This window comes from Massilia aquatica (genome assembly GCF_011682045.1).
Lineage (GTDB): Bacteria > Pseudomonadota > Gammaproteobacteria > Burkholderiales > Burkholderiaceae_D > Telluria_A > Telluria_A aquatica.
Genome location: NZ_VVIW01000006.1, coordinates 62,081 through 82,098 on the forward strand (window position 1 = coordinate 62,081; position 20,018 = coordinate 82,098).

The 20,018-nt window shown below is 63.8% G+C and carries 21 protein-coding genes; 5 read left to right on the forward strand and 16 right to left on the reverse strand.

Translation table 11 applies throughout. The features are described 5' to 3' along the window. Positions 1–2: 2 nt before the first annotated feature. From F1609_RS12660 to clpS, 3 genes are all read right to left on the reverse strand, one after another. A complete protein-coding gene (locus F1609_RS12660; protein ID WP_167076800.1) occupies positions 3–1,592 on the reverse strand; it encodes a phage tail sheath family protein in 1,590 nt (529 codons plus the stop codon). A 228-nt stretch (positions 1,593–1,820) separates the two neighbouring features. Then, complete coding sequence (gene clpA, locus F1609_RS12665) at positions 1,821–4,121, reverse strand: ATP-dependent Clp protease ATP-binding subunit ClpA (protein WP_166897061.1); 2,301 nt, start codon at positions 4,119–4,121, stop codon at positions 1,821–1,823. Continuing rightward, entirely contained in the window at positions 4,118–4,420 is a 303-nt protein-coding gene (gene clpS / locus F1609_RS12670; RefSeq protein ID WP_099881541.1) for an ATP-dependent Clp protease adapter ClpS, read from the reverse strand. The genes clpA and clpS overlap by 4 nt, the downstream gene beginning before the upstream one ends. Positions 4,421–4,740: 320 nt before the next feature. Between clpS and cspE the strand changes: the two genes are divergently transcribed. Both cspE and F1609_RS12680 read left to right on the forward strand, forming a co-directional pair. Beyond that, entirely contained in the window at positions 4,741–4,944 is a 204-nt protein-coding gene (gene cspE, locus F1609_RS12675) for a transcription antiterminator/RNA stability regulator CspE (protein WP_010395943.1), read from the forward strand. Positions 4,945–5,007: 63 nt separating this feature from the next. After that, entirely contained in the window at positions 5,008–5,499 is a 492-nt protein-coding gene (locus tag F1609_RS12680) for a GNAT family N-acetyltransferase (RefSeq protein WP_167076801.1), read from the forward strand. On the opposite strand, the gene F1609_RS12685 is transcribed toward F1609_RS12680, so the two are convergent. Then, the gene (locus F1609_RS12685; protein ID WP_167076802.1) at positions 5,500–6,138 is read right to left on the reverse strand and encodes a glutathione S-transferase family protein; all 639 of its coding nucleotides are present in this window, start codon (positions 6,136–6,138) and stop codon (positions 5,500–5,502) included. It lies immediately after the preceding gene. 98 nt (positions 6,139–6,236) lie between these two features. Continuing rightward, a complete protein-coding gene (locus F1609_RS12690; RefSeq protein WP_167076803.1) occupies positions 6,237–8,288 on the reverse strand; it encodes a S8 family serine peptidase in 2,052 nt (683 codons plus the stop codon). 350 nt (positions 8,289–8,638) lie between these two features. Here F1609_RS12690 and F1609_RS12695 point away from each other — a divergent pair, with 350 nt between their 5' ends. Continuing rightward, positions 8,639–9,364: a sterol desaturase family protein gene (locus tag F1609_RS12695; protein WP_167076804.1), complete on the forward strand. Its 726-nt coding sequence runs from the start codon at positions 8,639–8,641 to the stop codon at positions 9,362–9,364. Between the two features lie 35 nt (positions 9,365–9,399). Here F1609_RS12695 and F1609_RS12700 read toward each other — a convergent pair whose 3' ends face one another. Together F1609_RS12700 and icd are read right to left on the reverse strand one after the other, a co-directional pair. Further along, a complete protein-coding gene (locus F1609_RS12700; RefSeq protein WP_167076805.1) occupies positions 9,400–9,645 on the reverse strand; it encodes a hypothetical protein in 246 nt (81 codons plus the stop codon). 239 nt (positions 9,646–9,884) lie between these two features. Further along, positions 9,885–11,138, reverse strand: a complete 1,254-nt coding sequence (gene icd, locus F1609_RS12705) for an NADP-dependent isocitrate dehydrogenase (protein ID WP_167076806.1) — start codon at positions 11,136–11,138, stop codon at positions 9,885–9,887. A gap of 233 nt (positions 11,139–11,371) precedes the next feature. Here icd and F1609_RS12710 point away from each other — a divergent pair, with 233 nt between their 5' ends. Further along, a complete protein-coding gene (locus F1609_RS12710; RefSeq protein ID WP_167076807.1) occupies positions 11,372–11,935 on the forward strand; it encodes a pseudouridine synthase in 564 nt (187 codons plus the stop codon). Between the two features lie 295 nt (positions 11,936–12,230). Here the strand turns inward: F1609_RS12710 and rpsT are convergent, their stop codons facing one another. After that, entirely contained in the window at positions 12,231–12,494 is a 264-nt protein-coding gene (rpsT, locus tag F1609_RS12715; protein WP_054267030.1) for a 30S ribosomal protein S20, read from the reverse strand. 233 nt (positions 12,495–12,727) lie between these two features. Between rpsT and murJ the strand changes: the two genes are divergently transcribed. Further along, positions 12,728–14,278, forward strand: coding sequence for a murein biosynthesis integral membrane protein MurJ (murJ, locus tag F1609_RS12720; RefSeq protein ID WP_167076808.1), 1,551 nt, complete (start codon positions 12,728–12,730; stop codon positions 14,276–14,278). 12 nt (positions 14,279–14,290) lie between these two features. Here the strand turns inward: murJ and F1609_RS12725 are convergent, their stop codons facing one another. From F1609_RS12725 to F1609_RS12760, 8 genes are read right to left on the reverse strand one after another with little or no spacing between them, the layout of a single operon-like run. After that, positions 14,291–14,674 carry a Rap1a/Tai family immunity protein gene (locus tag F1609_RS12725; RefSeq protein ID WP_167076809.1) on the reverse strand — a complete coding sequence of 128 codons (384 nt, stop codon included), beginning with the start codon at positions 14,672–14,674 and terminating at the stop codon, positions 14,291–14,293. Between the two features lie 53 nt (positions 14,675–14,727). Then, complete coding sequence (locus tag F1609_RS12730; RefSeq protein ID WP_187363010.1) at positions 14,728–15,585, reverse strand: type II secretion system protein; 858 nt, start codon at positions 15,583–15,585, stop codon at positions 14,728–14,730. After that, positions 15,551–15,940 (reverse strand): type II secretion system protein, encoded by a 390-nt coding sequence (locus F1609_RS12735; protein WP_187363011.1) that lies wholly within the window; start codon positions 15,938–15,940, stop codon positions 15,551–15,553. Before F1609_RS12735 ends, F1609_RS12730 begins: the two co-directional genes overlap by 35 nt. Before the next feature lie 5 nt (positions 15,941–15,945). Beyond that, positions 15,946–16,428, reverse strand: a complete 483-nt coding sequence (locus F1609_RS12740) for a type II secretion system protein (RefSeq protein WP_167076811.1) — start codon at positions 16,426–16,428, stop codon at positions 15,946–15,948. Then, the gene (locus F1609_RS12745) at positions 16,425–18,383 is read right to left on the reverse strand and encodes a secretin GspD/PilQ domain-containing protein (protein WP_167076812.1); all 1,959 of its coding nucleotides are present in this window, start codon (positions 18,381–18,383) and stop codon (positions 16,425–16,427) included. The genes F1609_RS12740 and F1609_RS12745 overlap by 4 nt, the downstream gene beginning before the upstream one ends. Next, positions 18,383–18,907 carry a hypothetical protein gene (locus tag F1609_RS12750; protein WP_167076813.1) on the reverse strand — a complete coding sequence of 175 codons (525 nt, stop codon included), beginning with the start codon at positions 18,905–18,907 and terminating at the stop codon, positions 18,383–18,385. Before F1609_RS12750 ends, F1609_RS12745 begins: the two co-directional genes overlap by 1 nt. After that, entirely contained in the window at positions 18,904–19,482 is a 579-nt protein-coding gene (locus F1609_RS12755; RefSeq protein WP_229421857.1) for a hypothetical protein, read from the reverse strand. The genes F1609_RS12750 and F1609_RS12755 overlap by 4 nt, the downstream gene beginning before the upstream one ends. Beyond that, positions 19,467–20,012 carry a PilN domain-containing protein gene (locus F1609_RS12760; protein WP_167076815.1) on the reverse strand — a complete coding sequence of 182 codons (546 nt, stop codon included), beginning with the start codon at positions 20,010–20,012 and terminating at the stop codon, positions 19,467–19,469. Before F1609_RS12760 ends, F1609_RS12755 begins: the two co-directional genes overlap by 16 nt. Positions 20,013–20,018: the final 6 nt, after the last annotated feature.

The following is a 20,018-nucleotide window of genomic DNA, read 5'->3' on the forward strand; positions in this document are numbered from 1 at the left end:
CATCAGTGGCTGCGCACCTGGCCGGCCGCCTGCTGCACGTGCACCAGCACGAACTGGCCGGCCTTGAGCGGGGCGAAACCGACAGTGATGTTGAGCACACCGTGCTCCACATCGTCCTGGGTGGTCGTCTCCGGCCCGCAGCTGACAAAAAACGCTTCGTGCGGTGCCTTGCCCTGGAACGCGCCCTGGCGGAACAGGCCGACCATGAAAGCGTGGATGCTCAGGCGTACCTGGGCCCATAGCTGGTCGTCGTTCTGTTCGCACAGTACCCAGCGCGTGCCGCGCACCAGGCTCTCTTCGATATACAGCGCGGTGCGCCGCACCGGAATGCATTTGCCCTGCGCGCCATCGGGGTCGTCGCTGTGCAGGGTGCGCGCGCCCCACACGATGCGTCCGGCCGACGGCATGCTGCGCAGGCAGTTGATGCCGAGGGGGTTGAGCATGCCGTTGTCGCTGTCGGACACCGGCACGCTCAGTTCCGGCACGCCGATCAGGGTGGCGTCCATGCCGACCGGCGCTTTCCAGACGCCGCGCTGCTGGTCGGTGCGGGCGATGATGCCGGCCACCGCGCCGCACGGGGCCAGGCGCGTGAGCCGGCCGCCGCGCTGGTCGACCGGCTGCAGCAGGCGCGGGAAGAACAGCGCCGCATTCCTGCTGCTGGTGCCGAGTGCGGCCACGCCTTCGAGCGCGTTGTCGACGCTGCGCCAGGCCGGCGGCGGGTCGACCAGCAGCATGGCGCGCCGCAGTTCGCAGTAAGCGCCCGCTTCGGCCACCAGGGCGCTGTGCACGCCCGCGTCGAGCAGGTCGCCGCCGTTGTCGAGGTAGGGAGGAAGACACAGCAGGTTGAACAAATCGGCGCGGTCGAGCGCATACAGGCCGGCCTTGTGCGCCATTTTGCCGCTGCCGATGAAGTCCGCCAGCGTGAGCGGCAGTTCGTCGGCGGCGTGGTCAAGCACCATCACGCCGCTGTTGCTGGCGGCGCCGCACTCCCAGGCATCGCCGTGCTCCGGCGCGCGCGCATGGCTGGCGGGGCGCTCAAGCGGCAGCGCGCCGCTCATAGTCACCAGGCGCGAGATGCTGCGCAAGACCAGGTCGACCCGGCGCGGATGGCTCGCGCCGAGCGAGAGATTGCGAAACAGCTCCACCTGGCCGGTGGCGCTGTCGCGCACCGACAGGTTGAAGCTGTCCGGGTCACCCGAGAGCAGCTCGTGGTCGACGCGCACCTGCAGCGCATTGCCCCACGTACCCGGGTCGCGCGCCTGCAGGGTCAATGCCCCGGCGCGCAGGATGGCGTGGCTGCGCACCACGCCGTCCACCGGTGCCGGGGCGTGGTACAGGCGCACGATGACGGCCTTGGCGCCGCCGTTCAGGAAGAAATCGCGCACCGCGAAGCCGAGCGCACTGTCCTCCCACAAGCCGCCGAACAGGCGCTCGAACTGGGCGAAGCTGGCGATGCTGACCGGTTCGTCCACCGGCCCGCGCAGGGCGCGCCCAACAAACGCGGTGATCGAGGTGGCCACACCGGCAATCGGGTGCACCGCTGTGGGAAGCTGCTCGGTGACGGTGCTGGCGTAGCTCATTGCGGCATGCATGGGATCTCCTGTTTCATTCTCTATATTCACGGCTGCATTAAACTGCGGCGATATAGCTATTAGATGCCCTTTGAAAACGTTATCTTTGACATTGATCAATGGTACAAGCGGACTCTTCAATAGTTTTGAGAAACGGGCTTGACATCGCTGGAGGAAAACCGGGTCGCATTCCGGTGTCCATAAAAAAAGCCCGCATGGTCTGCGGGCTTTTTTGATTGCTGCTGGTGCTTATTCGATTTCGACCGTTTCCGGTGCCGCCGGCGGCGGCGCGGCGTCGGACTCGGGGAATTCGAGCGTGACCGCATCCTTGTCGTCCATGTCGACCGTGACCCGGCCGCCACTGACCAGGCGACCGAACAGCAGTTCGTCGGCCAGCGCCTTGCGGATCATGTCCTGGATCAGGCGCGCCATCGGACGCGCTCCCATCTGCGGATCGAATCCTTTCTTCGCGAGGAACTTGCGCAGTTTCTCGGTGAAGATGGCTTCGACCTTCTTCTCGTGCAGCTGTTCTTCGAGCTGCATGAGGAACTTGTCGACCACGCGCAGGATGATTTCTTCGTCCAGCGCGCGGAAGCTGATGGTGGCGTCGATCCGGTTGCGGAACTCCGGCGTGAACATGCGCTTGATGTCGGCCATCTCGTCGCCCGCCGCCTTGGAGTCGGTAAAGCCCATCGAGCGCTTGGTCAGGCTCTCGGCGCCGGCATTGGTCGTCATGATGATGATCACGTTGCGGAAGTCCGCCTTGCGCCCGTTGTTATCGGTCAGGGTGCCATGGTCCATCACCTGCAGCAGGATATTGAAAATATCCGGATGCGCTTTTTCGATCTCGTCGAGCAACAGCACCGCGTGCGGCTTCTTGGTGATGGCTTCGGTCAGCAAACCACCCTGGTCGAATCCGACGTAACCCGGCGGCGCGCCGATCAGGCGGCTGACGGCGTGGCGTTCCATGTACTCCGACATGTCGAAGCGGATCAGTTCGATACCCAGGATGAAGGCCAGCTGCTTGGCCACCTCGGTCTTGCCGACCCCGGTCGGACCGGAGAACAGGAAGGAGCCGATCGGCTTGTCGGTCTTGCCCAAACCGGCGCGCGCCATCTTGATCGCCGACGACAGCGCGTCGATCGCAGGCTCCTGGCCGAACACGACGTTGCGCAGGTCGCGGTCGATGGTCTGGAGCTTGCTGCGGTCGTCCTGGTTGACCGTTTGCGGCGGGATGCGCGCGATCTTGGCAATGATGTCCTCGATCTCGGCCTTGCCGATGGTTTTCTTCTGCTTCGACTTCGGCAAAATCCGTTGCGCCGCGCCGGCTTCGTCGATGACGTCGATCGCCTTGTCGGGCAGATGACGGTCGTTGATGAAGCGCGCCGCCAGTTCGGCCGCCGTGGACAGCGCCGACGACGAATACTTCACGCCGTGGTGCTCTTCGAAGCGCGACTTGAGGCCGCGCAGGATCTGGATAGTCTGTTCGACGGTCGGCTCGTTGACATCCACTTTCTGGAAGCGGCGCGACAGGGCGTGGTCTTTTTCGAACACGCCGCGGAACTCGGTGTAGGTGGTCGCACCGATGCACTTGAGCTGGCCGTTGGCGAGCGCAGGTTTCAGCAGGTTGGACGCATCGAGCGTGCCGCCGGAGGCCGAGCCGGCGCCGATGATCGTGTGGATCTCGTCGATGAACAGGATGCCGTGCGGGGTTTCCTTGAGCTGCTTGAGGACCGCCTTGAGGCGCTGTTCGAAGTCGCCACGGTACTTGGTGCCGGCCAGCAGGGCCCCCATGTCGAGCGAATACACGATGGCATTCTGCAGGATTTCGGGCACTTCTTCCTGCGTGATGCGCCAGGCCAGGCCCTCGGCGATCGCGGTCTTGCCGACCCCGGCTTCACCGACGAGCAGCGGATTATTCTTGCGGCGGCGGCACAGGATCTGGATCACGCGGTCGACTTCGTCTTCGCGGCCGATCAGGGGATCGATCTTGCCTTCGGCAGCGGCCTTGTTCAGGTTCTGCGTGAACTGGTCGAGCGGGCTTTCCTTGGCCTGGCCTTCGACTTGCGCTTCTTCCACGCCTTCGGAGGTTTTTTGCGAGTCGACCTGCTGGTCCTTGCGCACGCCATGCGAAATGAAGTTGACCACGTCGAGGCGGGTCACGCCCTGCTGATGCAGGTAGTAGACCGCGTGCGAGTCTTTTTCGCCGAAGATCGCCACCAGCACGTTGGCGCCGGTGACTTCCTTCTTGCCATTGGAGGCGGATTGAACGTGCATGATGGCACGCTGGATCACGCGCTGGAAACCAAGCGTCGGCTGCGTGTCGACCTCGCCCGTGCCTGGCACGGTCGGGGTGTTGTCGCCGATGAAATTGGTCAGCGTCTTGCGCAGGTCTTCAATGTTGACGGCACAGGCGCGCAATACTTCCGCGGCCGATGGGTTGTCCAGAAGCGCCAGCAGCAAATGCTCAACGGTGATGAATTCATGCCGTGCTTGCCGAGCTTCGACAAAGGCCATGTGTAAAGAGACTTCCAGTTCCTGCGCAATCATACTTCCTCCATCACGCACTGCAGGGGATGCCCCGCCTTGCGCGCATGCGTTAATACAAACTCCACTTTGGTACACGCTATATCTTTGGAAAACACGCCGCACACTCCCTTGCCGTGACGATGGACGGACAGCATGATCTGCGTAGCCGTTTCTCGGTCTTTGTTGAAGTATTCCTGGATGACGGCGACCACGAACTCCATGGGCGTGTAGTCATCGTTCAGTAGTGCTACCTGGTACAGCGGCGGCGGCTTGACCGTCTGCCGCTCCAGCAGTTGTTCGGTATCTTGCTTAGTGGCCATACGCTTATTCTAATGCTTTCGACGATGATGCTATGGGTAAATATCAGGGCATGTACATTTGTTTTCCATCTTACGCGTTTTCCGATCTATGCGCAGATGGGACCCTAATTCGGTAAATCAAGAGTTGCTTTTTCGCAGAGTGTGAGGAATTTGGCAATTCCAATGCAAAAGCGCTTGACTTGAATATTTTTTCAACCAACAATGCGGTTATCGACTTGTACTTATGTACTTGTTGATAAGAAGTGAGCAGGCTGAGGAGGGGGCAGAAGCTTCTTGCTTTTATGGCTCGTGTGATTGGTTATAATTTTGAAAGTTCTTTTATGGCAACAGGTACAGTTAAGTGGTTCAATGATTCCAAAGGTTTTGGCTTCATCACTCCAGATGACGGCGGCGAAGATCTGTTCGCGCACTTCTCCGCAATCAACATGAACGGTTTCAAGACCCTCAAAGAAGGTCAAAAAGTTCAATTCGAAGTCACGCAAGGCCCTAAAGGCAAGCAAGCTTCCAACATCCAGGCTGCTTAAGCAATCACCGATGTAAAGAGCCCCGCTTTCGAGCGGGGCTTTTTTATCTCCGCTACACATTCCATGACGATCATCTTACAGCTTCTCAGCCTTGCCGACCTGCGCACGCTTGCCGCCGCGCGCGTGCCACGCCACCTCACCACCAGCGCCGCTCCCGGCGCCCTGCCGCCAGCGTTTGTCGCGCAGCGCGCACTCGCGCTCATCGAAGCCGGCAAGAGCCCGGCCTGGTGCGCCACCTTCGTCATGCTGCGCCTGAGCGACCAGATGGTGGTCGGCGCCTGCGGTTTCAAGGATGAACCGCAGGACGGCCAGGTCGAGATCGGCTACGGCGTCTCGCCCGACTGGCGCGGCCAAGGCATCGCCACCGACGCGGTGGCCGAACTGGCGCGCATCGCGTTTGCCAGCGGCGCGGTCGAGCGCGTGCTGGCGCAGATCGCACCCGGCAATACCGCTTCGCTGCGGGTGGTGGGCAAACTGGGCTTCCAGGCCGGCGCCACGGTGCTCGACGCCGAAGGCGATGAACTGGTGCAGTGGACCCTGCACAAACCGGCCTGATCAGGCCCGCTCGAACACGGCCATCTGGTCGCGCAGCGCTTTCTGGAACGCGGGGCGCGCTTCGCAGCGTGCCTGGTAAGCCCTGAGGGTCGGATACTCGTCGATGATGCTGGTATGGCGCAGCAGGCGCAGCACCGTGGTCATCATCAGGTCGCCCGCGCTGAAGGCGCCGTCGAGATAGTCGCGCTCGCCCAGCCACGCGGCCAGCTGTCTCAAACGCACGTGCACGTCGTCCAGCGCGCCGGGGCGACGCAGCCTGGCCCACTCCTCGCCGCCGAAAAACAGGTCGATCGCGGCCAGTTGCTGGATCGGCGGCTCGAGCGTATTGAGGGCCGCGAAGATCCAGCCGGCGGCGCGCGCCCTGCCCGCTTCATCCTTGGGAAACAGGGCGCCGCTGCGCTGCGCGATATGCAGCACGATCGCGCCCGATTCGAACATCGCAAAGTCGCCCTCCTGCAGCATCGGCACCTGGCCGAACGGTTGCAAGGCGAGGTAATCGGGCGCGCTCTGGTCGGCCCGCCCGATCAGGCGAACCTCGTAGGGCAGGCCGGCTTCGTCGAGCGCCCAGCGCACGCGCAGATCGCGCACAAGGCCCTGGGCGAAGGGAGGAACGTACTGGAAGGCACTGATCGTCGGCATGGCGGGATTCTCCGGAAAGTGGATCTTGATTCCGGATCATAAACCGTTGCGGCGCTCGGGCGCGCCGCCCGCCAGCGGCGGCGCGCCTCATCGACCGGTCAGATGGCCTGCAGTCCCACGCTCTCCTGCGACTCGGGCGCGCCCGGCGCATTGCGATTGACGCAAACGACACGCCAGTAGTACTCGCCGCCGCTCACCAGCTTCAGCGGCGCCCAGCGCATCGAGGTCGGCGCGTTTTTGTTGTCGTACCACGTTTCGAAGAATTCCACCGGGAGCCGGCGGTAAGCCTCCGCCGTGCACGATGTCGCGTTCGTCACCTGGTAGGACACGGTGACGGGAACGCTGGTTGACACCGGCGGCACGCCATTGGTCGTCGGCACGCCGTCGACGCTGAACGTGATGACCGGCTCCAGGCCGCGCGCCGACGCACTGGCGCTATTGGTCTCGCCATTGGCGGAACGGCAGTCGACATCCCAGCGGTGCAGGCCCGGGGCGCGCGTCACGCTGCCCCAGTTGAAGGAGGTCGGGCCGGCCAGCTTTTGCTCGACCAGGTTGCCATCGACATAGGCACGCATATCGCAGCTTTGCGCGCCCAGCGCCTCATAGCGCAGCTCGAACGGGGTGGCGGCGGTCAGCGCCGGGTTGGGCGCCGCACCGAGCATGGCCGGGCTGGGGCTCGAGCGCTGGGTGCCGATCTTGAATTCGACAGTCGGCCTGGCCTTGTGCGCGGCGCCGGCGATGCTGGCCACCCGCAACGGCGTGCCCTGGGTCAGCGCACCGCCGCTGACCAGGCGCGCGCGGATCGCGTTTTCCACTTCGCCCGGCGTACGCAGGGTGGGCGTGGTTTCGATCAGGCGCGCCGCCAGCGCGCTCACGTGCGGCGCCGCCCACGAGGTGCCGGAACTGACGACGTAGGTTGAGCCATAGCTGTTCATCCAGGTCGACCTGACGTTCTTGCCAGGCGCCCAGGCATCGACGCAACTGCCGAAGTTCGAGCCCATCTCGGTCACGCCCTTGGGGTCGAGCGGGGCAAAGGCGCCGCTGCCGTTGAGGGGCTGGGCCGGCTGGCCATTGCTGTCGATCGCGCCGACCACCAGCGCGCCGTCGGACGGCAGCTTGTCGTTGAAGCTGTAAAAGCAGGCGTCGTTGTAGCGGTTGCCGGCCGACTGCACGAACACCGCGCCGCGATAGCCGCTGGCGCTGTCGGGCGCGATCAGGGCGCGCACGCTCTTCTGGAAAGCGGCGACCAGCGGCATGCGGTCAGGTGTCAGATTGACCATCTGGAAATTGCTCGACAAATTGACCACACCCATGCGTCCCTCGGCCAGGATGCGGCGCTTGGCTTCGTCCAGGGCGGCGATCACGTTGGCAAAACTGTTGCTGCCGGCCGCGCAGGTGGGGTCGCCGTAGGCCAGCGAGACCAATCTGGCGCCGGCGTTGACCCCGGTGACGCCGGCATTGTCGTTCTTGGCGGCGATGATGCCGGCCACGAAGGTCGCATGCGGATACTTGCCGATGGCGCAAGCGCCAGGGGCGTTCCAGCGTGCGCTGACCGGCACGTCCACGTGGTTGGCGATGCCGCTGTCGATCACATACACGGTGGCGCCGCCGGTACTGGCCGCGCTGCCGCCGACGGCCTGTACACCCCACGGCAAGGTGCTGGCGCCGACCTGCACGTCGGTCCACACGGCGCTCGCGCTGGCCTCGGCCTCGATGTCCGGAGACACCGACTTGATGCGCGCATCGCGCCTGAGCGCCGTTACCTGCTGCTCGGTCAGATAGGCGGCAAAACCCTGCAAGGTGTGGCTGTAGGCATGGGTGGCGGCGACCCGGTGCGCCGCTTCGACCTCGTGCAGCAGGCGCATCACTTTGCCGTCGTGGTCGGCGCCGAAGCGCGGGTCGCTGACCGCCTTGGCCGAATAGCGCTGCGCGGCCGTGTCGGCGAACAGGACGATGTAACGGATGGTACCAGCTTCGTTGCGGATCGGCGCCTGCGACGCCGGCGCGGCTTGCCGCAACGCCGCCGCGCCAGCCGGCAGAACCGGCGCGACGCCGCCGTTCTGGGCGCTCGCCATGCCCGCCAACGCTCCGGCGCCGAACACGCCGCCAGCCACGATCGCCCGCACACATTTGCCAATTGCTCTTGTCATTTTCTTCCGTGTAGTGGTTGGCACATCCACGATTGTGAATATGCAGAATGCGTTGTATAAATACCAACAGCGGCAAGAAGTGTAACGTAAATATCAGTTACATATTATTAACATTTTAGAAATTAAATATCGCTGCGAAAGCAAGGATGGCGATGCCATGCGCAGGGCATGGCGATGCGCATGAAGGCTGCATTGGGATGGGTTGGCAGGTCGGAAAAAAGGTCTGGTGGGCGCGGCACGGCATCGTGGCGCGATACCGGAAGCACCGTGCGGCAGTATCTGCGGCACGCCCTGTTTACATCGCATGCGGGCGTGCAAAACTGCCTTCCCGACCCGCACAGGAGTTTTTTATGCTACCCCTCATCTTCGCCGTGTTCGCGGCGTGCTTCGTCCTCGAACGCATCATACCCGGATGGAAACTACCCCAGATCCGCACCTGGCCGCTGCGGGTGCTGCTGATTAACGCGGCCCAGCTCGGCATCGTGGTGCTGGCCGGCATCAGCTGGGAGCGCTGGCTGTCGGCCGTGTCCGTGTTCCGGCTATCGCATTACCTGAACCCGGTCGCGGGCGGCATGCTGGCCTATTTCATCGCCACCTTCGTGTTTTACTGGTGGCACCGCTGGCGTCATGAAGTCGACTGGCTGTGGCTGCACTTCCACCAGATTCACCATAGTCCGCGCCGGATCGAGGTGATTACCTCGTTTTACAAGCATCCTGGCGAAATGCTGGTCAATTCCATCATCGGCAGCCTGCTGGTGTACACCTTGCTGGGGCTATCTCCGGAGGCGGGCGCGTATTACACGCTGTGTACGGCGCTGGGGGAGTTCTTTTATCACACCAGCGTGCGCACGCCGCGCTGGATCGGCTATGTCTTCCAGCGTCCGGAAATGCACCGCATTCATCATCAGTACGGACGGCACAAGAATAACTACGGCGATATCGTCTGGTGGGACATGCTGTTCGGGACCTACGAAAATCCGGCGCGCTTCGAGGCGAGCTGCGGGTTCGATGCGGACAAGGAGGAGCGGCTGATCGATATGCTGATGTATCGCGATGTGCACCGGGACGCGCCGTAGCGTGCGCGCAGCGGCCGGCGCTACTTAGCGCGCTCTTATAAGGGCTCGTCGTTGTAGCGGATTTGCATGCCGCGAAACACGCGCACCTCCAGGAAGACATCGCTCCCGGCTGCGCGGTGAATCCGCAAGACGTCCTTGCCTTCCCATGCCGCCCTGGTGTGCCCGGCATCGGTCAGGAACACCCAATTGGTGTCGTCGCCGCCATCGAAAGCGGTCGCGCTGCCGCGCACGGCGATCACGTACGCATTGCTGGTCGTGGCGCCGCAATTTCTTTTGAACATGGTGGCGCTCAACTCTCCGCTCGGGGACTTGGCGTTCCATAGCACGTCGTTCCCGCACGAGAACAATTCAATACACCCGCTCAGAGAGAGAGGCAGGGCCAGCATCAACAGATAACGCATCATGCAACATTCACTTTTTCAATCAATCCCGGCAAGCGCCCCGAAAACAAAAAGCCCCGCACTCCTGCGAGTACGGGGCTGTGTGCGCCGCGCCCGGGCGCGGCGGCATTGGTCCAAATTTACATCTGCTCGATCATCACATCGCCGAAACCGGAGCACGACACTTGGGTCGCGCCTTCCATCAAACGCGCGAAGTCGTAGGTGACTTTTTTGGACGCGATCGATTTCTGCATCGACGAGATGATCAGGTCGGCCGCTTCCAGCCAGCCCATGTGACGCAGCATCATTTCAGCCGACAGGATCAGCGAACCCGGGTTCACATAGTCCTTGCCTGCGTACTTCGGCGCGGTGCCGTGGGTCGCTTCGAACATGGCAACCGAGTCCGACAGGTTGGCGCCCGGAGCGATACCGATACCGCCCACTTGTGCGGCCAGCGCGTCGGAGATGTAGTCGCCGTTCAGGTTCAGGGTCGCGATGACGCTGTACTCGGCCGGACGCAACAGGATCTGCTGCAGGAACGCATCGGCGATCGAATCCTTGACGATGATGTCCTTGCCGGTCTTCGGATTCTTGAACTTGCACCATGGGCCGCCATCGATCATCTCGGCGCCGAATTCTTTCTGTGCCAGTGCGTACGCCCAGTCGCGGAAGCCGCCTTCGGTGTACTTCATGATGTTACCTTTGTGAACGATGGTCACGGAAGGCTTGTCATTGTCCACAGCGTACTGGATCGCCTTGCGCACCAGGCGCTCGGTACCTTCGATCGACACTGGCTTGATGCCCAGGCCCGAGGTCTCAGGGAAGCGGATCTTGGTGACGCCCATTTCCTTGATCAGGAAATCCATCAGTTTCTTGGCGCCTTCGGAACCTTGCTGGTATTCGATACCGGCGTAGATGTCTTCCGAGTTTTCGCGGAAGATGACCATGTCGGTCTTCTCTGGCTCACGCACTGGCGAAGGCACGCCGGTGAAGTAACGCACCGGACGCAGGCAGACGTACAGGTCGAGCTGCTGGCGCAGGGCGACGTTGAGCGAACGGATGCCGCCGCCGACCGGGGTCGTCAGCGGACCCTTGATCGACACAACGTAGTCCTTCAGCACTTCCAGGGTTTCTTCCGGCAGCCACACGTCCGGGCCGTACACGGTGGTCGACTTCTCGCCGGCATAGATTTCCATCCAGCTGATCTTGCGCTTGCCGCCGTAGGCCTTGGCCACGGCTGCGTCGATGACCTTGATCATGACCGGGCTGATATCGACGCCGGTGCCATCGCCTTCGATGTAGGGAATGACTGGATTATCTGGTACATTCAGCGAAAAATCGGCATTGACCGAGATTTTCTGGCCGTCAGCAGGTACTTTGATATGTTGATACATCGTGATCTCCGAAGTGGACGCATAGCAGGCGGCAACAATGTTGCGTCTGTCAGGCATGGTCTGCAATCTGAATTGGTTACTATAAATACGACGAGAGTTGTAGTCTTCTATAAGACATAAGACGCGCGTTTCATATTATGCACCAGTATTTTACTAGGCGCTACGGTTTTGCGACACTAACAAATGGCCCGCCAGCCGAACGGCGGGCCGAACATCTTTCCAGCGACTCAATTATGCCCCTCATTCTCTTTAACAAGCCGTTCCAGGTGCTGTGCCAGTTTTCGGCCCAGGACGGACGCGAAACCTTGGCCGACTACCTGCGCACGCCCGACATCTACCCGGCCGGCCGGCTCGACGCCGACAGCGAAGGCTTGATGCTGCTCACCGACGACGGCCGCCTGCAACACAGCATCGCCCATCCGGACCATAAGGAAGCCAAGACCTACCTGGTGCAGGTCGACGGCGAGCTCGATGCGGACGCGCTGGCGCGCTTGCAGGCGCCGCTCGACCTGGGCGATTTTATTACCAAGCCGTGCCAGGCGGTGCGGATCGCCGAACCGCTCTGGCTGTGGCCGCGCACGCCGCCGATTCGGGTGCGCGCCGACAAGCCGACCAGCTGGATCGCGATTACTTTGCAGGAGGGGAAGAACCGGCAGGTGCGCAGGATGACGGCGGCGGTGGGATTGCCGACCTTGCGGCTGGTACGCAGCAGCATCGGGCCGTTTTCGCTGGCGACCCATCCCTTGATGCCGGGGGAATGGGTGGAAGTGCAGGCAGGGGATATGAAAAAGATCTAATCGTTTGCAAATCGAGGTCAGGCCTGATTCCAACAATCCGGCAAATGATTTAATAGCCGTCTTAATAGCCGTCGCCCCCGCGAAGGCGGGTGCCCATAACACCTATGTGCAGCCGTGCCATGGATCCCCGCCTGCGCGGGGACGACGAGTCATCGGTCGGTGGACTGACATCTGCCCGGAAACACGCCGCAAAGGACACGCCCACGACAAAAACCCGCCGGGCCGAAGCCAGGCGGGTTTTTTTCATGCTCACAAGCTCAACCGGCGGACCGAAGTCCAGCGGCGGCGATGGCTATTAAGCCAGCGCTTTCAGAGCAGCAGCCAGACGGCTCTTGTGACGCGCTGCTTTGTTCTTGTGGATGATTTTCTTGTCGGCGATGCTGTCGATGGTCGACACGGATGCCTGGAAGATCGATGCTGCGGCCGCTTTGTCGCCAGCCTGGATAGCCTTGCGCACTGCCTTGATAGCGGTACGCAGGGTCGAACGCTGCGACGAATTGTGAGCGTTTTGCTTAACTGCTTGACGAGCGCGCTTGCGTGCTTGTGCGGTATTTGCCATGGAATTTCCTAAATCGGGGTCAAGTTGCGTTTGCAAACAATAGCGTCTGTCAAACCAGTGTTTTTTCTACACCTTGTGTGTCAAACCAGTGCCTGCCAAACATTAGTGTCTGCGTAACAGAATTCTGTACAGCCTTCGATTATAGCGAAAAGTTCCGGTAAGGGCAATTCAAAAATCAACATTTGTCAGTCGGCTCCGTTCGCGCCACTCTTGCCGGGCTATAATCCCGGCCCATGAACTTGCTCAAAACCCTGGCTGCCATCTCCAGCATGACCATGCTGTCCCGCGTCACCGGCCTGCTGCGCGAAAGCCTTTTCGCGCGCGCCTTCGGCGCTTCGGAATTCACCGACGCCTTCAACGTCGCCTTCCGCATTCCCAACCTGCTGCGCCGCATGTTCGCCGAGGGCGCCTTCGCCCAGGCCTTCGTGCCGATCCTGGCCGACGTCAAGACCCAGCACGGCGATGAAGGCACGCGTCCGCTGGTCGACAGCGTGGCCACGGTGCTGATCTGGTCGACCCTGTTAATCACCATCGCCGGCATCGTTTCCACGCCGTTCCTGATCAAGTGGATCATGGACACCTCCAGGCAGACCGCGCAGGCCGAGCAGGCCGCCGTCTTCATGACGCGCATGATGTTCCCCTATATTATCTGCATGGCCTTCGTCTCGCTGGCCAGCGGCATTCTCAATACCTGGCGCCAGTTCAAGATTCCCGCCTTCACCCCGGTGCTGCTGAATATTTCCTTCATCCTGGCCTCGCTGTTCCTGGCCCAGCGCCTCGAACAACCGATTTACGCGATGGCCTTCGCGGTGGTGGTGGGCGGCCTGCTGCAGGTCGGCATCCAGATTCCATCCCTGATGAAAATCGGCATGCTGCCGCGCATTTCGCTCAACCCGATCGCCGCCCTGCGCGACCCCGGCGTGCACCGCATGCTGAAAAAGATGGGACCGGCCGTGTTCGCCGTCTCCGCCGCCCAGATCAGCCTGCTGGTTAATACCGGGATCGCCTCGCGCCTTGGCGCCGGCAGCGTGTCCGCCCTCACCTACGCCGACCGCCTGATGGAGTTTCCCACGGCCATGCTGGGCGTGGCGCTGGGCACCATCTTGCTGCCCAGCCTGGCCAAGGCGAATGCCGAGGGCGATACCTCCGAATACTCGGCCCTGCTCAACTGGGGCCTGCGCCTGACCTTCCTGCTGGCCCTGCCCGCCTCGGTTGGCCTGGCCATGCTGGCCGAACCGATGATCGCCACCCTGTTCCACTACGGCGCGTTCAGCGCCAGGGCGGTGCACGCCTCGGCCATGCCGCTGATGGCCTACAGCGCCGGCCTGGTCGGCATTATCCTGGTCAAGACGCTCACCCCGGCGTTTTATGCGCGCCAGGACGTGCGCACGCCGGTGCGCATCGCCATCGGCGTGCTGGTCGCGGTGCAGCTGATGAACCTGGTGTTTGTGCCGCTGCTCGGCGTGGCCGGCCTGGCGCTGTCGATCGGCCTGGGCGCCTGCCTCAATGCCGCCGTGCTGTACACCATGCTGCGCAAGCGCGGCATTTATGTGCCGCAGCCGGGCTGGATGGTGTTCTTCGCCAAGCTGGTCATCGCCGTGGCCGTGATGGGCCTGATCGCCTACTACTGCAAGATCCAGTTCGACTGGACCGCGCTGCAAGCGCGTCCATGGCTGCGCGCCGGCGCGCTGTTCGCCATCGTGGCCGGCAGCGGGCTGGCTTACTTCGTGGTCCTGTTCGGGCTGGGATTCCGCTTCCGCGATTTCAAGCGCAGCGGGCGCTGAGCGGCGCGGGCGTCATCGGCGCGCCCCGGCCGCTTTGCAAGGATACAGGCGCGCCAGGACGGCCAGCACGGCTGGCGCGGCGTCCTCCTTGAGCTTGTCCTTGCCCAGGCGCGACATGTGTTCGACGATCAGATAATTCATTTCATGGGGCACCGGTTTTCTATCGGGACACCACTGCCGTCCGGCAGCCGCACCCATGACGCCGTCGATGTAGCCCATGGCACGCTCGCGCCGGACCGAATTGAGATGCCCTTGCATAGGATCGGCAAGCATGTCGCGGACCAGCTCGTCTCCCGTCATGTGCGAGTCGTAGGGCCGTGGCGGTGCGGCGTGCGCGTGCGCCGCCACCATGATCAGCACTGAGACAACTGCGCTGACGCGTTGCAAGATTTCCATTTACCCCTCCCAAAGCCAGCATAAACATGCTTTAGCGGTCATTTTTATTGGGCCTACATTTCCCTTTTAGGCTCGTTGCGGCGGCCGTCGTCGCGCTGGCGCTCATCACGCTTGCGCTCGTCCTGGCCGGCGCCCTCCTGTCCGTTTTTTCCGGACTGATCTTCTTCGGGCGGTTCCACCGGCTCGTCGGGTTTGTCGGCGGGCGCTTCCACCTTCTCCGGCTGCGGCTCAGGCTGCGGCTCCTCGGGCGGCGTCATGGCGTCGGCCGCCGGGTCCGGGACTGGCGCGGGCGCCGGCGCCGTCTGGTCGGCCGGCTTGGCCGCCCCATCGGCGGGCGGGAACAGCGGCGCCGGCTGGCCCGGCTGGCTCTGCCCGGGCACGGCCATCGGCTCCTGCGGCGCCATGGTCAGGGTCGACAAGGTGAACTTCCACTCCGACAGCTTGCTCTTGTTTTCCATGTTCAGGAAGCGCGCATCGAAATTGCCAACCTTGAGCGGCGGCGCATCCGACAGGCTGTACACCCCCAGCACGCCCTGCTTGTCGCCCACGTACATCACGCCCCACTCGGCCTTGCCGGTGATCGGATCGACGAAAATCTTGCGCAGGTGGCGCCGGGTGCCGGGAAAGCGCGGGTCCTTGAGCAGTTCCTGCAAGGTGGGCGGCTGCTGCGGCTGGCCGGGCGGCGTGGCGGCGGCGTAGCTGCGCAGCGCATCGCTGAAGGCGGCGCCGATGGCCAGCAGTTCTTCTTCGGCGGCGGCGCGCTGCATGAGCGCGCCGACCTTGAGGCTGGCCGCGCCCACCAGCCCGATCACGGTAACCAGAATGATCAGGCCCAGATAGGTAAAGCCGTGCGCGCGCGCCAGGCGCGGCGCGGCCCTACCAGTCCAGATACGGTTTGCCGTTGCGGTCATTGCCGGGCGCCCCACTCTTGATGCTGTACAGGTTGCCCTTGGTGGTGTCTTCGGGCGCCACCAGGATCCAGCTGGTACTGCTGTCGGCCACCGGGTCCACCGGGATATTGCGCAGGTATTTTTTCTCGACCAGCTGTTCCAGCGAATCGGGATAGCGCCCGGTGTCGGCGTAGTACTGGTCGATCACGGCGCGCGTGTTGCGCAGGTTGTCGGCCAAAATGGTGTCCTTGGCGCTGTCGATGCTCGGAAAAAAGCGCGGCACCGCGAGCGTGAGCAGCAGCGCGACGATGCCCAGCACCACCAGCAGTTCGATCAGGGTGAAGCCGCGCGCGGGGCTGTTTTGACTTGCTTGCATCGTCTTTACCATTTGCGGTACGGTACATCGTTCAGACCGACCCGGTCCGAGGTCGAATACACATCGTACACGTCCTCGCCTTCGCGGGGGTCAAGGGCCTCGCTGGCGTAGCTGCGCTTGCCCCAGGTCTGGGCGGGATTGACATCGCCGCTGGCGCTGAACGGGTCGCGCGGCACGCGGCGCAGAAAAAAGATCCTGGCGCGCGTCGGGCTGCGCACATCGGGCACGCCGTCGACCAGCTGTTCGAGCGACTTCGGGTAGCCGTTGCTGTTCAAGGCACGCGCAATGCGCCCTTCGTCGTAGGCGCGCTTGTAGGCGTCGATCCCCTGGCGGATCTCGCGCAGCGACCGGCGCAGCTCCTGCTCCTGCTGGCGTTGCATGGTCACTTGGGTCACCGGCACCACCAGGGTGCCGAGCAGGGCCAGAATCGCCAGGGTTACCAGCAATTCGATCAGCGTGAAGCCGCGGCCCCGCCCCTGCGCCATCATTGCTGCGGCGCGGGCGTGGTTTCCGGGACCGGCACCGGGGTGACGGCGGCCGCCGGCGTGTCGGGCGCCACCGGAGCCGGTGCCGGCACGGGCGCGCGCACGCCGGGCGACGGCGGCATGAGGACCGGCGCGCGCGGCGTGGTGTCCGGACGGCGCCGGAAGCTCGTTTCGGTACCGGCGCTGAACTCGGACGCGCTGGCCGGCGGACGCTGGATGTTGCGGATCAAATGCGGCGTAATCGACAGCACGATCTCGGTGCGGTCGGCGCCGTCGGCGGTGCGCCCGAACAGGCGCCCCACCACCGGCAGGTTGCCCACGCCCGGAATCTTGGTGCCGCTGCTGCGGTCTTCGTTATTGATCAGGCCCGCCAGCACCTGGTTCTCGCCATCCTTCAGTTGCAGCATGGTCGACGCTTCGCGGTTGCCGATGCGGTAGGCGGTGGTGCCCGAGGCGGTGGTAATGGTGTCGAGCAGGCTGCTCACCGTCAGGCCGACACGGATGCCGATTTCGTTATTCAGATAAATGGTCGGCTCCACGTTCAGGGTCAGGCCAACGTCCAGATACGTGATCGACTCCTGCGAAAAGCCGTTCGCCACGCCGCCCGAGGACAAGGTGGTGGTGATGTTCGGGACCTTGTCGCCGATGACGATCTTGGCCTTTTCCTTGTTGCGCACGCGGATGCGCGGATTGGCCAGGGTGTTCGAGTCGCCGTCGGTCTTGCGCGCGGTGATCGTGGTCGACAGCGACGACAGGCCGATGTCGGCTTTGCCCAGCCCGCGCACGGTGTCGAGCGTGAGCGGCCCGCCGCCGGCCGCGGTCAGGGGCGCCAGGGTCAGGCTGGTGGGCCAGGCCACGCCCAGTTCCAGCAGGCGGCTGCGCTTGATCTCCAGGATCTCGACTTCGAGCATGACTTCCGGCTCGGCCACGTCCTGCAGCGCCACCAGCTTGGCGGCCAGCTTGATCGCTTCCGGGTTGTCGCGCACGATCACCAGGTTGAGCTTTTCGTCGATCACCACGTCGCGCGACTTGAGGATGGTCTTGAGCGTGTTGGCCACCACCTTGGCGTCGGCGTTCGCCAGGAAGAAGGTTTTGACCGTCATCTCCTGGTATTCCTTGAGCTTGGTGGCGACGTTCTGGTACACCAGCAGGGTATTGCCGTCCATGATCTGGTAATCGAGCTGGTTCGACACCATCAGGTAGTAGATGGCCGATTCGACCGTGCTGTTTTTCAGGAAGATCGAGGTCTTCTGGTCGGTCTTGACGTCCTTGTCAAAAATGAAGTTCAGGTTCGAGCGGCGCGCGATCACGTCGAGCACCTGCTTGAGGGGAGCGTCGCGGAACTCGATGCTGATCGGCGTCTTGTAGGCGGCGGCCAGGCCGGTCTCGGCGACCGGGGCGGCGGTTTTTTCGGCGATCTCTTGCAGCAGCTGGCGCGCCGGTTCGTACTGCGGACGCTCGACCAGAATGGCGGCGGCGCGCGCGCGGGCCGGCTCGTAGTCCTTGCGCTCAAACGCGGCCGCCGCCTCTTCCATCGCTTTTGTGTGGCGCTGGTCCATCTCGATCAGGCGCAGGCCGGCGCGGGCGCGCTCGTTGGCCGGGTCGAACCCGAGCACGCGCTGGTAATCCTGCAGCGCCGGGGCCGGCCTGCCGGCGGCGAGGGCGCGGTCGGCCTGGTCGAGCAGGCGGGTGGCGGCGCGCTCGCGCGCGCGCAGGTAGGCGGCGCGGAAGACCGGGTTTTCGGGCTGGGCGTCGACCGCCTCGCGGTACTTGATCAGGCCCGCCTCGACTTCATCCTTCTCGACCAGCGAATTGCCTTCGAGGTAAGCGGCACGCCCGGCGCAGCCGGACAGGGCCAGCAGCATCAGCGGCACCATCAGCGGAACTGCGGCGGCGCGCGCAAGGCGGCGCCAGGGTGGCAAATGCAGGCAACGTGTGCCAATCCGGTGACTAGCCATCAGTCGAAGACTCCAATGTTGAGCTGTTGAACCTGGTTCAAGGGCAGATAGGTCAAGGTCAAGGTGGGCGGCGCGATTGCGTCCACCCGGTACACGCCGTCGATCACCATCTTGTTACGTACGATATAGGTCTTGTCGCCGCGCGCGAGGAACACTTCCCACGCGCCCTCGCCGACCGCCTTGCCGATGAAGACAAAGGGCAGCGGCGGCGCGCTTGGCGGCGGCGGTGGCGGCGGCGGCGTGTTGTCAACCGGCGGCGCGGCCGGCGGCGGGTTCAGGTTCTGGCTGCCGAATACGCCGGGGCCAAAGGCGTCGTCGTCGCCGATCAGGGTGTCGCGCGCGGCCAGGCGCAGGATCGCCGGTTCGGCCGGCGCGGCGACGGCACTGGTACGGGCCACGACGGCCCTGGGCGCGCTGCGTTCGACCGCTTCGGCCACGTCCGATTCGGGCTTGTTGTCGCCAAAAACGAGCAAGCCGGCGGCTGCCAGCACGGCCGCGCCCATGACGAGGTGGCGCGGGGTCATTGCGGCGCTCCCGGCACGTCTTGCAGGTAAAAGGTCATGCGCACGCGCGCTTCCAGCGCCGCTTCGCCCAGGTTGTCGCGCTTGAAGCTGATTTCGTCGAGCGAGGCAAAGGGAATCGCGCGCAGCGACAGGATGGTGAACTTCCAGATGGCGCCGTAGCTGCCCTTGACCGGTAACGTGACCTGGTAGGTATGCAGGCGCGCGTTGCGGTCGTAGCCGGCCTTGTAGTCGCCCTGCGAGAGCGACAGGCCGCTCTTGGCGGCGATCCCGAACAGGGTCTTGACCTGCTGCTCGGCGTAGCGCTTTTCGCCCAGGGTGGCGTAGAACAGGGCCAGGTTTTCGTTGGCGATGACCGGCGCCGGTTTCTCGACTGGGGGCGGCATGCGCGCCAGGCCTAGCGCGACGGCGTGGCGCTGCGCTTGCAGCGCATGCTGCGGCAGCAGCCAGATGACGGCCGCGCCGCCAGCCAGCAGCAGCACGCAGGCGCCGCAGAAAAACGGGCCCCGGGCGGCCACGGCCAGGCGCGCGCGCAGCGCCAGCCTGGACAAGGTCGGCGCGCTCATGGCGTCACCCATTCGGCTTCGAGCTGGAAGCGGATTGGCTTGTTGGGGTCCTGCTCGTTGATTTCGTGGCGGATCAGGGTCACGCCGGCGAACAGTTCCTCGCGTTTGAGCAGTTCGACGTATTCGATCATGGCATCGCTGCTTTTCGCTTCGGCGGTGATTTTCAGGCTGCGCTTGCGCGCGTCCGGTTCCAGCGCCAGCATGCCGATGGCGGGCGGGGTGGCGGCGGCGATGGCGTCGTACAGGGCGCGCCACGGCAGGTTCAGTTGCATGACGGCCGCGTTGACGCCGGCCGCCTGCGCTTCCGAAATGCGCGGGCCCAGTGCAACGGGCGCTACCACCAGCGGAGCGCGCGAATGCAGGCGCGCCGCGTTCAGTTCTCCGGTGTCGGCGCGCTGCTGCGCCACCAGGCGCCAGCCGAGGGCGGCGGCGCAGGCGCACAGGGCCAGCCCGAGCACGGCCACGGCCCACGTACCGGGGCCGGCGCGGTGCAGGGTGCGCTGCATGGAGGGCGGCGCAAAATCGATGCGCACGCGCTTCATGGTTGA

Bases quoted from the DNA above. Each gene is read 5' to 3' on its own strand.
- F1609_RS12660 (WP_167076800.1), bottom strand. From the start codon at position 1,592: ATGCATGCCGCAATGAGCTACGCCAGCACCGTCACCGAGCAGCTTCCC.
- clpA (WP_166897061.1), bottom strand. From the start codon at position 4,121: ATGATTGCGCAGGAACTGGAAGTCTCTTTACACATGGCCTTTGTCGAA.
- clpS (WP_099881541.1), bottom strand. From the start codon at position 4,420: ATGGCCACTAAGCAAGATACCGAACAACTGCTGGAGCGGCAGACGGTC.
- cspE (WP_010395943.1), top strand. From the start codon at position 4,741: ATGGCAACAGGTACAGTTAAGTGGTTCAATGATTCCAAAGGTTTTGGC.
- F1609_RS12680 (WP_167076801.1), top strand. From the start codon at position 5,008: ATGACGATCATCTTACAGCTTCTCAGCCTTGCCGACCTGCGCACGCTT.
- F1609_RS12685 (WP_167076802.1), bottom strand. From the start codon at position 6,138: ATGCCGACGATCAGTGCCTTCCAGTACGTTCCTCCCTTCGCCCAGGGC.
- F1609_RS12690 (WP_167076803.1), bottom strand. From the start codon at position 8,288: ATGACAAGAGCAATTGGCAAATGTGTGCGGGCGATCGTGGCTGGCGGC.
- F1609_RS12695 (WP_167076804.1), top strand. From the start codon at position 8,639: ATGCTACCCCTCATCTTCGCCGTGTTCGCGGCGTGCTTCGTCCTCGAA.
- F1609_RS12700 (WP_167076805.1), bottom strand. From the start codon at position 9,645: ATGTTCAAAAGAAATTGCGGCGCCACGACCAGCAATGCGTACGTGATC.
- icd (WP_167076806.1), bottom strand. From the start codon at position 11,138: ATGTATCAACATATCAAAGTACCTGCTGACGGCCAGAAAATCTCGGTC.
- F1609_RS12710 (WP_167076807.1), top strand. From the start codon at position 11,372: ATGCCCCTCATTCTCTTTAACAAGCCGTTCCAGGTGCTGTGCCAGTTT.
- rpsT (WP_054267030.1), bottom strand. From the start codon at position 12,494: ATGGCAAATACCGCACAAGCACGCAAGCGCGCTCGTCAAGCAGTTAAG.
- murJ (WP_167076808.1), top strand. From the start codon at position 12,728: ATGAACTTGCTCAAAACCCTGGCTGCCATCTCCAGCATGACCATGCTG.
- F1609_RS12725 (WP_167076809.1), bottom strand. From the start codon at position 14,674: ATGGAAATCTTGCAACGCGTCAGCGCAGTTGTCTCAGTGCTGATCATG.
- F1609_RS12730 (WP_187363010.1), bottom strand. From the start codon at position 15,585: ATGACCGCAACGGCAAACCGTATCTGGACTGGTAGGGCCGCGCCGCGC.
- F1609_RS12735 (WP_187363011.1), bottom strand. From the start codon at position 15,940: ATGCAAGCAAGTCAAAACAGCCCCGCGCGCGGCTTCACCCTGATCGAA.
- F1609_RS12740 (WP_167076811.1), bottom strand. From the start codon at position 16,428: ATGATGGCGCAGGGGCGGGGCCGCGGCTTCACGCTGATCGAATTGCTG.
- F1609_RS12745 (WP_167076812.1), bottom strand. From the start codon at position 18,383: ATGGCTAGTCACCGGATTGGCACACGTTGCCTGCATTTGCCACCCTGG.
- F1609_RS12750 (WP_167076813.1), bottom strand. From the start codon at position 18,907: ATGACCCCGCGCCACCTCGTCATGGGCGCGGCCGTGCTGGCAGCCGCC.
- F1609_RS12755 (WP_229421857.1), bottom strand. From the start codon at position 19,482: ATGGGTGACGCCATGAGCGCGCCGACCTTGTCCAGGCTGGCGCTGCGC.
- F1609_RS12760 (WP_167076815.1), bottom strand. From the start codon at position 20,012: ATGAAGCGCGTGCGCATCGATTTTGCGCCGCCCTCCATGCAGCGCACC.